The 12964-nt window shown below is 64.3% G+C and carries 14 protein-coding genes and 1 pseudogene; 13 read left to right on the plus strand and 2 right to left on the minus strand.

The genetic code is table 11. The features are described 5' to 3' along the window. The first annotated feature begins 34 nt into the window (after positions 1-34). The gene (locus AC1DMA_RS18820; protein ID WP_478145160.1) at positions 35-1078 is read left to right on the plus strand and encodes a Cj0069 family protein; all 1044 of its coding nucleotides are present in this window, start codon (positions 35-37) and stop codon (positions 1076-1078) included. 132 nt (positions 1079-1210) lie between these two features. On the opposite strand, the gene AC1DMA_RS18825 is transcribed toward AC1DMA_RS18820, so the two are convergent. Then, a complete protein-coding gene (locus AC1DMA_RS18825; RefSeq protein ID WP_478125646.1) occupies positions 1211-1855 on the minus strand; it encodes a glutathione S-transferase family protein in 645 nt (214 codons plus the stop codon). Positions 1856-2086: 231 nt separating this feature from the next. Here AC1DMA_RS18825 and AC1DMA_RS18830 point away from each other — a divergent pair, with 231 nt between their 5' ends. Together AC1DMA_RS18830 and AC1DMA_RS18835 are read left to right on the plus strand one after the other, a co-directional pair. Further along, a complete protein-coding gene (locus AC1DMA_RS18830; protein ID WP_478145161.1) occupies positions 2087-2854 on the plus strand; it encodes a LysR family transcriptional regulator in 768 nt (255 codons plus the stop codon). A gap of 22 nt (positions 2855-2876) precedes the next feature. Further along, positions 2877-3056 carry a hypothetical protein gene (locus AC1DMA_RS18835; RefSeq protein ID WP_478125847.1) on the plus strand — a complete coding sequence of 60 codons (180 nt, stop codon included), beginning with the start codon at positions 2877-2879 and terminating at the stop codon, positions 3054-3056. A gap of 55 nt (positions 3057-3111) precedes the next feature. Here AC1DMA_RS18835 and AC1DMA_RS18840 read toward each other — a convergent pair whose 3' ends face one another. Next, on the minus strand, positions 3112-4038 hold the full coding sequence (locus AC1DMA_RS18840) for a LysR family transcriptional regulator (protein WP_478145162.1): 927 nt from the start codon (positions 4036-4038) through the stop codon (positions 3112-3114). Positions 4039-4147: 109 nt separating this feature from the next. Between AC1DMA_RS18840 and AC1DMA_RS18845 the strand changes: the two genes are divergently transcribed. The 10 genes and pseudogenes from AC1DMA_RS18845 (at position 4148) to AC1DMA_RS18890 (ending at position 12943) form a co-directional block, all read left to right on the plus strand. Continuing rightward, entirely contained in the window at positions 4148-4882 is a 735-nt protein-coding gene (locus tag AC1DMA_RS18845) for an SDR family NAD(P)-dependent oxidoreductase (RefSeq protein ID WP_478145163.1), read from the plus strand. 15 nt (positions 4883-4897) lie between these two features. Then, positions 4898-5497 (plus strand): NADPH-dependent F420 reductase, encoded by a 600-nt coding sequence (locus AC1DMA_RS18850; protein WP_478145164.1) that lies wholly within the window; start codon positions 4898-4900, stop codon positions 5495-5497. 33 nt (positions 5498-5530) lie between these two features. After that, positions 5531-5788: a helix-turn-helix domain-containing protein gene (locus AC1DMA_RS18855; RefSeq protein ID WP_478145165.1), complete on the plus strand. Its 258-nt coding sequence runs from the start codon at positions 5531-5533 to the stop codon at positions 5786-5788. A 3-nt stretch (positions 5789-5791) separates the two neighbouring features. Further along, complete coding sequence (locus tag AC1DMA_RS18860) at positions 5792-7108, plus strand: M16 family metallopeptidase (protein ID WP_478145166.1); 1317 nt, start codon at positions 5792-5794, stop codon at positions 7106-7108. An 18-nt stretch (positions 7109-7126) separates the two neighbouring features. Further along, positions 7127-7412 (plus strand): annotated as a pseudogene (locus AC1DMA_RS18865) (VOC family protein); the annotation flags it as partial. 60 nt (positions 7413-7472) lie between these two features. Beyond that, on the plus strand, positions 7473-8024 hold the full coding sequence (locus tag AC1DMA_RS18870) for a GNAT family N-acetyltransferase (RefSeq protein WP_478125639.1): 552 nt from the start codon (positions 7473-7475) through the stop codon (positions 8022-8024). Positions 8025-8116: 92 nt separating this feature from the next. Continuing rightward, on the plus strand, positions 8117-9274 hold the full coding sequence (locus AC1DMA_RS18875) for a serine hydrolase domain-containing protein (protein WP_478145167.1): 1158 nt from the start codon (positions 8117-8119) through the stop codon (positions 9272-9274). A gap of 418 nt (positions 9275-9692) precedes the next feature. Continuing rightward, positions 9693-11033 (plus strand): C4-dicarboxylate transporter DctA, encoded by a 1341-nt coding sequence (locus AC1DMA_RS18880; RefSeq protein ID WP_478145168.1) that lies wholly within the window; start codon positions 9693-9695, stop codon positions 11031-11033. Positions 11034-11039: 6 nt separating this feature from the next. After that, the gene (locus tag AC1DMA_RS18885; protein WP_478145169.1) at positions 11040-11738 is read left to right on the plus strand and encodes a GntR family transcriptional regulator; all 699 of its coding nucleotides are present in this window, start codon (positions 11040-11042) and stop codon (positions 11736-11738) included. Between the two features lie 122 nt (positions 11739-11860). Next, positions 11861-12943, plus strand: coding sequence for an AI-2E family transporter (locus AC1DMA_RS18890; RefSeq protein WP_478125633.1), 1083 nt, complete (start codon positions 11861-11863; stop codon positions 12941-12943). Positions 12944-12964: the final 21 nt, after the last annotated feature.

The raw sequence follows: 12964 nt of genomic DNA on the forward strand, positions 1-12964 counted from the left end.
CTATCAGATGGCTGAAGCCGCGCGGATGAACATCATGCCAACTACTCGCCCGCCATCTGTGGCCTTGCTCTACCCAGGCGATCGCCCGATACGCGAGCGCAGCGATCCGGCCGAAAGCCGCTTCGCGGCCGTGTACGCAGCCTTCGCGAGGGCCGGCGTGGCTGCGGAACCGGCTGTCTATCACGACGAATTTGCCGATGAGGTTGCCGCGCAGCTGCGGCGCGTCGACGCCGTGCTCGTCTGGTGCAATCCGGTCGAGGGCGGCCGCCGCCGCGACCGGCTCGACGCTGTGTTGCGTGAAGCAGCGCAGGCAGGCGTCTTCGTCAGTACTCATCCCGACACCATCCTGCGCCTGGGCACAAAAGATGTGCTGGTTGACGTACGTGACCTGCCCTTCGGCAGCGATGCGGTCCGCGTCGACACCCTCGACGAGCTTGCAGCCGGGCTGCCCGATCGCCTGCGCCACGGAGCGCGCGTGCTCAAGCAATATCGAGGGCATAGCGGCATCGGCGTGTGGCGGGTCGAGGGTATCGAAGACTCGCCGCTGCTGCGCGTGCGGCATGCGCAACGCGGCAGCGAGGAAGAGCGCATCGAGCTGCCGATATTGCTCCAGCGCATGGCGCCGTATTTTGAACCTGTCAACGGCGGTCACATGATCGACCAGGCTTGGCAACCGCGTCTGGTCGACAGCATCGTGCGCGCCTACATGGTCGAGGACCGCGTGACCGGGTTCGGCCACCAGGCCATCAATGCCCTGTACCCGGCACGTGCGGGCGAAGAGGCGCCCACGCCCGGGCCACGTCACTATCACAGCGCCGATCTGCCGCAATTCCAGACGCTGAAGCGTCTGCTCGAAACGCAATGGATAGCGCAACTGCAACAACGCCTCGGCTTGACGCGCGCGCAGTTGCCGATGCTGTGGGACTGCGACTTCATGTTGGGCGAGCCGGCCGACGGTCATCCCGAACGCTTCGTGCTCTGCGAGGTCAACGTCAGCAGCGTCTCGCCCTTCCCGCCTTCGTCGATCGATCCGCTGGTGGAGGCCGTGAAGGCGCGTCTTGCACTGCGGTCCGACTGAGCAAGTGGCCACGCGGCTTATCGCGAGCCTCTAAGCGGACGGACGAATGACCGGTTCCACTTCAAATTGACCACTTCGTCGTGGGTCAACACCGAACCATGGCGGTACGGGCCAAAGGCCTGATTGCCTAGATCAGAGAGGGCCAGCGTTGATTGCCAGCTGCGCTGCGAATGCCCGCTGGTAAGCAGGCCGCGCTTCGCCGCGAGAGACATAGGCGGCGAGGCTGGGAAACTCGTTCAGAAGGCCAGACGGTCTCAGCCGAAGCAGCACCGACACCATCAGCAGGTCGCCCGCGCTGAAATCGCCGTCCAACCAGTCACCATTGCCCAGGCGCACGGCCAACTGGTTCGAACGGGCGCGCACGCGGTCCTCCACGAGGGGCAGCCGCTCGGCTGACCAAGGCCTGCTGCCTTCCACCACCCTGGCTGTGACGAGTTCGAGGATGGGAGGCTCGACGGTATTGAGCGCCGCGAACATCCACGTGATGGCACGCGCCCGTGCATTGGCATCGGCGGGAAACAAGCCGGGATGGTGCTCGGCGATATGCAGCACGATGGAGCCGGTCTCAAACAGCGCGAGGTCGCCCTCCTCGTAAGTGGGTATCTGCCCGAAGGGATGCAGCGCCAGATGCGCGGGCTCCTTCATCGAGCGAAAGGACACCAGGCGCACCTCGTAGGGCAGGCCGGCTTCTTCCAGTGCCCAGCGGACGCGCGTGTCGCGTGCCAGCCCCCTGCCTCCGTCGGGCGACCGTTCAAAGGCGGTGATGGTGATGGTCATCTCGAGAGTCCTCTGTGAAGTGGTTGTCAGTGATGATGCTGCCATCCTTATCTACCAGAAGAGACTCCAGCCCGACCAACCGGTACAGGGCTGTGCCAATCCCCTACCCTTTGACGTAGCCCATCGCTTCGACGATTTGCCCGCCGCGGACCCGCATCAGATTGATGCCGCGGATGGTTTGGGTGTCGTCGTCACCCCAGCAATAGCGCCATCGGATGACGACGCGCTCACATGGCACGCATCGATGTCTTCTCTGGCCTGACCGAGTTCATGGCCGTGGCCGACCAGGGCAGCTTTCGCTCTGCGGCTGCGCAACTGCGCGTGTCGCCCGCGGCCGTAAGCCAAGCCGTGAGAGTGCTCGAAGTACGAGTGGGCATGCCTCTGTTCCTGCGCACCACACGCAGCGTGGCACTCACCGAGGCCGGTGCACAGCTGCACCGGCGCCTGCGCTCGGCCACCGGCGAGATCGTCGAGGCGCTGGGCGATATCGATGCGCTGCGCCAGCGGCCCAGCGGCGTGTTGCGCCTTTCGGTGCCGCGCATCGCACTCGATCTGGTGGCGCTGCCCGTGCTGCCGGGCTTTCGCTGGCGCGTGCTCGGCACACCGGCCTACCTGGCGCAACACGGCGTGCCCAGGAAACCCGAAGACCTGTTTCAGCACCAGTGCATCGGCTATCGATTTCCGACCGCCAAGATGGTCTACCGTTGGCAGTTCCAGAACAAGGGGCGGCCGCTATCGGTCGACGTCGCGGGCGGCATCATCGTCAACGATCACCTGACGATGATTGCGTTGGCCAAGGCCGGCGCCGGCCTCGTCTACACGGCCGACCTGGTGGCGGCGCCAGAGATCGAATCCAAGCGCCTGCGCGCCGTGCTGTCGGCGTATTGCATCAGCGGGCCGGGCTTGCACCTGTACTTTCCGATGCGCAGCCAGCAGCAGCCCAAGCTGCGCGCCTTCATCGACTTCGCGAAGCAGGTGCTGCGAGCCCGCGCCGGCTGAAGCGTTCTCGCATTGAGAACGCATATGGTTCGCTGCCGATCCGAACACGCGCATGGCATGCCTGTTCCTGGAAGCTATTCGCCATCCGGAGCGCCTCGCCGCTGCCGTGGCCGCGATGCGTGCCGCGGGCAAGCCGGTCGTGGCCCTGAAAGTCGGGCGCACCGCCCTCTCCATACGGGCTTTGGAGTGCATGACACATTGAGGTCGAGGTGAGGTCGAGGAGTTGGATCTCTATTCACTCGTCGAACTGATATGGCTTACCGGCCGGTTGGCTGCGAATGCCCTTCTTCGGCGTAGCGTACTTTGAGGTCATCGATCAGCCACCGGGCTGCGGGTCCGAGCGGCTGCGATGCCCGGTGAAACGCAGCGATCGTCATCGAGTAGCCCTTCGGCAGCATGTCTTCGACATCGATTGACACCAGCGTGCCGTCTGCAAGGTCGCCGCTCACCATGTGCAGCGGCATGTTGCCCCACCCGACACCATCGCGCAGAAACGCGTGCTTTGTCGAGAGGTCTGCAAGGCGCCACGTCGAAGCCGACTTCACCCCATAGTCGCGGCCCGCGCTCAGTTCGGAGCGGTCCGTGAGCACCAGTTGCACCTGATCGGCCAGCACCGCTTTCGGAATGCGGTGTTTGAGACGCGCCAGCGGGTGGCCGGGCGCGGCGACCGTCACCAGGGACAGCGGACCGATGCTTTCGCTGACGAGCGAAGGAAATTCGAGGGACAGCGGCGCCAGGATGCCCAAGCCGCAGCGACCATCGATCACCGGTTCATAGCCGGCTCCGAGCCCTTCCACGAACACGCGCAGCGGCGTCAGCGGGAACTGGCTCGCAAACGCTTTCGCCGCAGCACTGAAGACGGCAGTCGGGAAGAACACATCGACCACAACCGAGAGTTCGGCCTCGAGCCCAGCCGACAACAGCCTGGCGCGAGCCTTGAGCGTTTCGACTCCCGAAACAACCGTGCGAGCGTCCGCCAACAGGATGACGCCTTCGGGTGTGAGCTTCGGATAGCGGCCCGACCGATCGAAGAGCTTGACGCCGATCTGGGCCTCCAGACTTCCGACCCAACTGCTGACTGCGGACTGCACGCGATGGAGTCGCCGCGCAGCAGCCGAGAAGCTCCCCTCATCCACGGCGGCCACGAAAGTTCGAAGTTGATCGAGAGACACGCCGTCCAACATGAATGCTCCTTCCATCTTTGAGCCAGATGGGTTGCATCTCAATATACCGGCTTCTCAGATCCGAGCGCCCGTTTCAAGATTCGGCCATGTACAAGCAAGGATTCATCACATGACCAGACTGAATGGAAAGACGGCCGTGATCACCGGTGGCGCGACCGGCATCGGCCGCGCCGCGGCAAAGCGCTTTATCGATGAAGGCGCCTTCGTTTTCATCTTCGGCCGTCGGCAGGAAGCGCTCGACGCCGCTGTGGCCGTTCTCGGCCCCAATGCCCGCTCGGTAAAGGGCTCGGTGTCCGATTTGGCAGACCTCGACAGACTCTACGCGGCTGTGAAGGCAGAGCGCGGAACCCTCGACATCGTCTTCGCCAATGCCGGGGCGGGAAGCCAGCTCGCGCTCGGAAAGATCACCTCCGAGCACATCGACGAGACCTTCGACACCAACGTGAAAGGTGCGATCTTCACAGTTCAGAAGGCGTTGCCGCTGATGAGCCAGGGCGCGTCGATCATCCTGACCGGATCGAGCGCCGGCACCACGGGCGCTGCGGGGATGAGTGCCTACAGCGCGAGCAAGGCGGCAGTGCGCAACCTCGCGCGGACCTGGGCAGAGGATTTGAAGGGCAGCGGCATCCGAGTCAATGTGCTCTCGCCCGGAGCGACGGCGACCGACCTCGCGAAGGAAGCGCTGGGTGAGGAGGGCCAGAAGGCCTTCGCTGCGATGACTCCGCTTCAACGCATGGCCGATCCGGCAGAAATCGGAGCGGTGGCCGCCTTCCTCGCCTCGTCGGACAGCAGCTTCATGACCGCCAGCGAGGTCGCCGTCGACGGTGGCTTGGCGCAACTCTGACCAAAGGAAGCAAGAATGAGCTACGCAATCATTGGTTTCGGCAGTATTGGCCAGGCTCTGGCCAAGGCATTTGCCCGCAACGGGCTCGAAGTATCTGTTGCAACGACGCGCGATCCAAAGAGCTTTGCAGCCGACGCGGCCGCGATCGGTCCCGAAGTCATTCCCAAGACGCTGGCCGAAGCAGTCAAGGCGGACATCCTCTTTTTGGCCGTTCGTTTCGACTCGCACCGAGATGTCGCAAAGGCACTGCCGACATGGAAAGGGAAGATCATCATCGATGTGACCAATGCCTATGGCGTGTCTCCGGAGGACCTGCAAGGACAACCTTCATCCAAGGCCGTCGCGCAGGCCTTCAGCGGTGGAAGACTGGTCAAAGGCTTCAACCACTTGGCCGCTGCCGCCCTTGGCCAAGAACCGGCGGCACACGGTGGCAGGCGCGTCGTGTTCCTGGCAAGCGACGATGACGATGCAGCGACGGAGGTTGGTGCGCTGGCGGCGAATCTCGGTTTCGCGCCGATCAACCTTGGCGGACTATCTGAAGGTGGATTGCTTGTGCAGGCGCGCGGGAACACCTGGGGTCGGCTGATCTTCAAGGACCTGGTCAGGTTCGAATGACGAAACACGACAAGGCGCAGCGACAATGCACCGATGGCCAAAGGAAAGCGCATATCGGCAGACATCGGCGACGACGCCTTGCATGCAATCCGGGAATTGGGGGCAGCGGCAAGGCTGGCCCGATCGGCGGCCGGCGAGGGCCAGGCAGCCGCGGCCGCGCGCCTTGGTGTGCATGTCCAAACCATCGGCCGCATTGAAGCGGGTGAGCCCGGCGTGGCCATCGGGCACGCGCTGGGCCTGCTCGCGCTCTACGGCATCGGCATCAGGCTGCAGCAGCCGGAAGGCCGCTGAGCCATGGTCCGGCTGAACGCGGAGCGCACCACCACGGTCCTCCACACGCTTCCAAACGGGGTGAGGCTGCTCGCCACTCACATTCCCCACGTGCAGAGCGCGAGTGTGGGTGTGTTCCTGCGTGTCGGCTCCCGGGACGAGACGCAGGTCACCAACGGCATCGGGCACGTCCTGGAGCACATGGCGTTCAAGGGGACCACCACCCGCTCCGTTCAGGCCATCAACCTGGATGCGGAGCGGCTCGGAGCAGATGTCAACGCGTTCACTGGCAAGGACACCACCGGCTACTTCATGACCGGCCTGGGACGGCACGCGGAGCAGCTGCTGCGCATGACGGCAGACATCGTTTTGAACAGCACATTTCCCGAGAGTGAACTGCAGCGCGAGCTGGAAGTGATTCGCCAGGAGGCCATCGAGTACGAGGAGGATCCACAGGATTGCTCCAACGAGTTGCTCGACCGCGCGATCTGGGGCGATGACCCAATGGGCATGCCTGTGATCGGCACCATCGGCAACATTGAAAGCTTTACAAGGCACGACCTGATCCGCCACGTGCAGTCCCACTACGTCGCGGAAAAGACCGTCGTCGCTGCGGCCGGGAATTTCGACGTCGAAGCCTGGGTCGCGGTCGCAGGGGAACTCTTTGCAGCGATGCCCCCGTCGGCCGACCTACTCGTGTCGCGGCAGCCGGTGCCCGCGAAGTACATCGGTCATGCCATGGCCCGGCGCTTCACGCAGGTGTCGCAGGTGTTCCTGAACATTGCCTATCCGCTGGCGCCCGCGCTGCAGGAGGAGATGTCGCAGCAGCGCTGGCGCCTTGCGGCAACGCTTGCGGCCAACCTGTTTGGAGGCGGGATGTCGGCGCCCCTGGTTGACACAGTCCGTGAACAGCTCGGCCTGGCCTACACGGCGCATTCCACAATGGACAGCGGGGACGTCTGGGCCAACTTCGTGGTGCATGCGGTCAGTACCCCGGACAAGCTGGATGCGCTGATGACGGCGACGGGCGGCCTGCTGCGTGCGCAGGCCACCACCGTCGATCCGGTGCACCTGGAGCGGGCGAAGAATCAGTTGACCGTGTCCCGCGTGCGCGCAGAGGAGCGGACCTACGCAACGATGGAGCATGCCGTCGAAGAGCTCTTTGCCAGCGGGACCGTGACGCCGATGAGCGAAGCGATTGCGGTGATCGACGACATCGGAGCGGAAGAAGTGCGGGCGGTCTTCGAGCGGATGCTGGCCAACCCCCCGGCGCTGGCGATTACCGGCAAGGGCGCCAGCGCGCGAACCGCCCGGCAGCTTGCAGCGCGCCTTGCTGGCTGACGCCGTTAGCGGGTCCGCGAGAAGCCATGGGCCGGCTGGCACAGCACCGACGGGGCGCGCCCCTTCTTCGTTATCTGCAAGCCCTACGACGGACAGTTGCACCACCCTGGAAACGGGCAAATGGTCCTCCAGGGAGGCCGTCCGAGCGTCCTACCAAACCGCCTTGGACCATGGCGGAACCTGTGAGGAGCCGCCAGGCCTTCGCCCGCAGTACCACGACAACTACTACGGCGCGTACTTTCGCGACCCGGACGGGAACAAGCTGTGCGTCGCGTGTCATGCCCCGACGCTCGACGGTGCATGAAGCGTTACTCCCATGATGGACGGCAGTCGTCAACAACCAGACCTTCCGACGTAACCTCTCATGGACCAGACCTCCCCGGCATTTCCCGGCTTCATTGAGACCCCGCGCCTCGCGCTGCGCGCTCCGAAACTCTCAGACGCTGAGGGAATGTTCGCCTCGTACACCCAAGATGCGGACGTCGCGCGGTACATGGTTTGGCAACCGCATGCCTCGTTGGAGGCCACCTGCGATTTCATCACTGGCTGCGTTGCTCAGTGGAACGCCGGCTCGGCTTACCCGTACATCATCACCCTGAAGTCGAGCGGCGAACTCATCGGCATGCTCGAAGCTCGTCCAAGCGCCCAAATTGTCAATATTGGGTATGTGCTCGCACGCCAGCACTGGGGCCAAGGCTTGATGGTTGAAGCCATTCAGGCGCTTACAGCCCTGGCGCTTCATCTGCCAGCGGTGTTTCGCGTTGAAGCGACCTGCGATGTCGACAACCGCCCGTCCGCCCGGGCGTTGGAGAAAAGCGGCTTTCTATTGGAGGGGCGGCTCGCCCGCCACACGGTCCATCCGAACATCTCAGCTCAGCCCCGTGACTGCTTCATCTACGCCGCTTGCCGGCCGTAGCGACAGGCAGAATGCGGCCAGAAGCAGTCACTCAGCGCTGAGGCAGAATCCGGCCAATAGCCGACATTCGTGAACGCAGCCAGGGAAAGACCTTGAGACGACGCAGGTTCACCTCGCTCCTCGGAGGCACGGTACTGGGGCCACTCGCCGGGTCCGCCGCCTCCGTATCGGGTTGCGCAACGCAGCAGACCCGCGACGACGGCTGGGCGGTGCCGGCCGCCGATGGCGACAGGCTGGTCGATAGCGGTGCCTTGCGGACGATGACGGACCAGCTCGTGGCATCGGGCGCCAACATCCATTCCGTCCTCGTCGTTCATCGCGGTAGCCTGGTGTTCGAGCGCTACTTCGCGGGCAAGGACGAAGTCCCGCTCAGCTTTTTTGGCACCCGCGTCGCGAACGTCGCTTTCGACGCCTACATGCTCCACGCGCAGAAATCAGTCTCGAAGAGCGTCGCGTCGCTGGCCGTCGGCATCGCGATCGACCGGGGCCTGATACACGGCGTCGACGAGCCGATCCTCGGTTTCTTTCCAGAGTTGGCAGACATGCGCACGCCGGAGAGGGATAGCCTCCTCCTGCGCCATGCGCTCGGCATGACGATGGGTCTCCAATGGATCGAAGCGACACCGGCGACCGGCACCGCCAACGACGAGATGCGCATGTACCTTTCGGGTGATGCCTGCCGCTACGTGCTCAGCCGCCCGGCCGTCGCCCCGCCCGGGCAGCAGTTCTTCTACAGCACCGGGGCGCTGGCCCTCGTCTCGGCGATCATGCACAAGGCGACCGGGCAGCCACTCGATGAATTCGCACGGGCGACCCTCCTTGCACCACTCGGCATCGCGGGCGAGCAGTGGGACCGCTTCGGCCGCGACACCGACGCCGGCGGCGGGCTGCGCCTGCGCCCGCGCGACATGGCCCGGATCGGGCAGCTCGTCCTCGATGGCGGGCGGTGGAATGGTCGCCAGATCGTGTCCAAAGCGTGGATCGATGGTTCGACCGCGCCCCTGGTTCAAGCGACGGATGACCAGGGCTATGGCTATCTGTGGTGGACTGGCCGCTCGGCAGCGCATGGGCGCACCGTAGGTTGGATCGGTGCGCTCGGCCGGGGTGGCCAGGCGATCCGCATCGTCCCCGAACTCGATTTGGTAGTCGTCGTCACGGCGGGCTACTACCAAGACTACAGCCCGCGGGCCTTCCGTACGCAATACAGCGTGTTCGCGGACGTCTTGAAGGCGACATCCTTTCCTGCCTGAGCTGGGGTTGGGGATCGCACAACAACGTTCACGAGTGACTGGCACAGAGCGGGCAACTTCCGCTTGTGGCTCAGGCGAACGTCTGTTCAGGGCCCTGAACGGCTGTACAGCTTGCTCCGAAGCGGCTGTTCGTTTCCGCTCCAGAGGGTGGCTTCAGGCGGTCCGTTTGCAGCACGCGACACCCCGCCGCCCCTCCCCTGCACGCCATGAAGCTGGCGAATATGCCCTTCCGTCCCTAGGAGGCTGTTTGCGCATCTATTGGCTTGTTTACGCATTTATTTACCTAGAACAACCGGTTTGAAGCAGCTGCAGGACCCGGGAATACCCGCAAACCAAAATCTCAAATCTTGCCTACATTGCTTGTATGCAAGACAGCGGACGCCTTGCATGCAAACCTACCCACCCTGGGAGACCTTCCATGCCCCGCTTCGCCAAATCCCTCTTCGGTCAGGTCGTCATTGCGCTGGTACTCGGCGTCGTGGCCGGACTCTTCTTTCCCGACTTCGCCGTCAAGCTCAAGCCCTTGGGCGACGGCTTCATCAAGCTGATCAAGATGATCATCCCCGTGCTGGTGTTCTGTGTCGTGGTGCACGGCATCTCCGGTGCGGGCGACCTGAAGCGCGTGGGACGCGTCGGCGTCAAGGCGCTCGTCTACTTTGAAGTGCTGACGACCATCGCGCTCGGGCTGGGGCTGCTGCTGGCCTTCGTATTCAAGCCGGGCGTCGGCATGAATGTCGACCCGTCCAAGCTCGACGCCGCGGCCATGAGCGCCTACACCTCCACAGCCGACAAGCTCACCAGCGGCGGCACGGTCGAGTTCATCATGAAGCTGATCCCGACAACGGTGGTCAACGCCTTCGCGACGGGCGACGTGCTCCAGGTGCTGCTCTTCGCGGTGCTCTTCGGCTGCGCGCTTTCGCTGCTCGGCGAACGCGGCAGGCCGGTCTCTGCCGTGGTCGATGCCCTCTCGCTGGTGTTGTTCAAGATCATGGGCATCATCATCAAGCTGGCGCCGCTGGGCGTGCTGGGCGCTATAGCCTTCACGGTCGGGCAGTACGGCATCGGCTCGCTCAAGCAGCTCGGCATGCTGGTCGCGCTGTTCTACGCCTCGGTGCTGATCTTCGTCTTCGTCGTGCTCGGGACCGTGATGCGCCTGTCGGGGTTCAGCCTCCTCAAGCTGCTGCGCTACCTGCGTGAAGAACTCACCATCGTCTTCGCGACCACCTCGTCAGACAGCGTGCTGCCGCAGATCATGGCCAAGCTGCGCAACATGGGCATTCGCGACTCGACCGTCGGCCTGGTGATCCCGACCGGCTATTCGTTCAATCTCGACGCCTTCTCGATCTACATCACGCTGGCCGCAGTCTTCATTGCGCAAGCGACCAACACGCCGATTTCGATGTCCGACCTGCTGACGATCCTCGCGATTGCGCTGGTCACGTCCAAGGGCGCGCACGGCGTGCCGGGTTCCGCGATCGTCGTGCTGGCGGCCACGTTGCACGCGATTCCGGCGATTCCCGCCATCGGACTGGTGCTGGTGCTGTCGGTCGACTGGTTCATGGGGATCGCACGCGCGCTCGGCAATCTGGTGGGCAACTGCGTCGCGACCGTGGCGATTGCCGCGTGGGAAGGAGACATCGACCGCGAGCGCGCCCATGCGGTGCTCAACGGCACGCACTCGCTCGAGGACGAGCCGCTGGCCGAACCGCTCGTGCCCCAATCTCCCGAAGCGCCCGGCATCGTCCAGCCGGCACACTGAACAAAAATGGCCGACGTCACACCCACCACGATCGCCGAGCGCGTCGTCGAAGCCATCCTCGCGCAAAAGCTCGCGCCCGGCGATCGTCTCGGCGAGCAGGCGCTGGCGGAAAACTTCGGCGTCAGCCGCACCATGGTGCGCGAGGCGCTGATGCAGTTGCAGGCGCGGGGTTTCGTGGAGGTCCAATCGCGCAGAGGGTGGTTTGTCGTCGAACCCTCCGCCGAAGAGGCGCGAGACGCCTTTGCCGCACGCCGTATCGTCGAATCCGGCATCCTCGGCGAAGCGGGCCGCCCTCTGTCGAAAGTCATTCGCAAACTGCGCGAGCACATTGCCGACGAAAAGCGCGCCATCGCCGGTGCCGACGCCGCCACCCGCGCCTTCCTCCTCGCCGACTTCCACGTCTGCCTGGCCGACCAGATGGGCCACCGCCTGCTCTGCGACGTGCTGCGCGATCTCACCGCCCGCACCACCCTGGCCGCGACCCTCTTCCAGTCAAAGCACGAAGCCGCCCAATCGTGCGCCGAACACGCAGCCATCGTCGCCGCCCTCGAAGCCGGCGACACCTCGCTTGCCCGGCAACTGATGCTCGACCACATCGGCAACGTAGAAGAAGCCCTGCAAGTCGAAACCCCCGCCGACCCCTCCGCCGACGAGCGCCTCCGCGCCACCCTGGCCCCCATAGCCCTCCCCCGCCCCTCCCGCTAGAACACGAAATCCGGAGAACACCGCGGAACCGGCTTCGCCGGGCCGCCGGTGTTGCCCCCGGTAGGGGGTGGGCGAAGCGACACGAAGTGCGCGCAGCCTGGGGGTAGACTTGGCCACCGCCTATGAACACCCCAGACCTCCAGCGCGGCACCTTTCTCTTCCTGCTGGCGATCGTCACGATTGCCTTCGGCTGGATCCTCCTCCCCTTCGCCGGTGCCGTCATGTGGAGCATCGCCCTGGCGATTCTCTTCACGCCCGTCTACAAGCGGCTCGTCAAGAAAATGCACGGCCGGCGCAATCTCGCGGCGCTCACCACGCTGTTGATGGCGATGGTCATCGTCATCATTCCGCTCGCGGCCGTCACGGCGTCGCTTGTGCAGGAGGTGTCGATCGTCTCGGTCAAGGTCCGCTCCGGCGACATCAAGTTCAGCAGCTATTTCCAGCAGGTGGTGGGCGCATTGCCGCGCTGGGCGCTCGACCTTCTCGACCGCTTCGGCCTGAACAACGTCGAAGGCCTCTTCAGCCGCATTTCCGATTCCGCCATGAAGGGGAGCCAGACGATCGCGACGAACGCGCTCGCCGTCGGACAGAACACCTTCGAATTCGTCGTGAGCTTCGGCCTGATGCTCTATCTGCTCTTCTTCATGCTGCGCGACGGCAGCGACCTGTCGAAGACCGTGCGCGGCTCGCTGCCGCTTGCAAAGCCCCACACGCACTATCTGCTCAACAAATTCACGACGGTCATCCGCGCAACGATCAAGGGCAACGTCGCCGTCGCCGCAGCCCAGGGCCTCATCGGCGGTGTCGCTTTTTCGTTCCTGGGCGTGCAGGGCGCCTTGCTCTGGGGCGCGCTGATGGCCTTCCTTTCTTTGCTGCCGGCGGTCGGCGCCGCGCTGATCTGGGCGCCGGTCGCCATCTACTTTCTCGCCGTCGGAGCGATTGCCAAGGCATTGGGATTGATCTTCATCGGCGTCTTCGTGATCGGCCTGGTCGACAACATCCTGCGACCGGTGCTCGTGGGCAAGGACACTCAGATGCCCGACTACATCGTGCTGATGTCCACCATCGGCGGCCTTTCGATCTTTGGCATCAACGGCTTCGTGATCGGACCCGTGATTGCGGCGCTGTTCATGGCGGCGTGGGATCTTTTCGCGTCGTCGAAGAGCGAAGAGGACGATGAGAACGGGCCTCCCCTGAAGCCCTGAGCATTTCGCGCGCAACGTCAG

This window comes from Variovorax sp. 05N34, from assembly GCF_056397405.1.

Bases quoted from the DNA above. Each gene is read 5' to 3' on its own strand.
- AC1DMA_RS18820 (WP_478145160.1), top strand. From the start codon at position 35: ATGCCAACTACTCGCCCGCCATCTGTGGCCTTGCTCTACCCAGGCGAT.
- AC1DMA_RS18825 (WP_478125646.1), bottom strand. From the start codon at position 1,855: ATGACCATCACCATCACCGCCTTTGAACGGTCGCCCGACGGAGGCAGG.
- AC1DMA_RS18830 (WP_478145161.1), top strand. From the start codon at position 2,087: ATGGCACGCATCGATGTCTTCTCTGGCCTGACCGAGTTCATGGCCGTG.
- AC1DMA_RS18840 (WP_478145162.1), bottom strand. From the start codon at position 4,038: ATGTTGGACGGCGTGTCTCTCGATCAACTTCGAACTTTCGTGGCCGCC.
- AC1DMA_RS18845 (WP_478145163.1), top strand. From the start codon at position 4,148: ATGACCAGACTGAATGGAAAGACGGCCGTGATCACCGGTGGCGCGACC.
- AC1DMA_RS18850 (WP_478145164.1), top strand. From the start codon at position 4,898: ATGAGCTACGCAATCATTGGTTTCGGCAGTATTGGCCAGGCTCTGGCC.
- AC1DMA_RS18855 (WP_478145165.1), top strand. From the start codon at position 5,531: ATGGCCAAAGGAAAGCGCATATCGGCAGACATCGGCGACGACGCCTTG.
- AC1DMA_RS18860 (WP_478145166.1), top strand. From the start codon at position 5,792: ATGGTCCGGCTGAACGCGGAGCGCACCACCACGGTCCTCCACACGCTT.
- AC1DMA_RS18870 (WP_478125639.1), top strand. From the start codon at position 7,473: ATGGACCAGACCTCCCCGGCATTTCCCGGCTTCATTGAGACCCCGCGC.
- AC1DMA_RS18880 (WP_478145168.1), top strand. From the start codon at position 9,693: ATGCCCCGCTTCGCCAAATCCCTCTTCGGTCAGGTCGTCATTGCGCTG.
- AC1DMA_RS18885 (WP_478145169.1), top strand. From the start codon at position 11,040: ATGGCCGACGTCACACCCACCACGATCGCCGAGCGCGTCGTCGAAGCC.
- AC1DMA_RS18890 (WP_478125633.1), top strand. From the start codon at position 11,861: ATGAACACCCCAGACCTCCAGCGCGGCACCTTTCTCTTCCTGCTGGCG.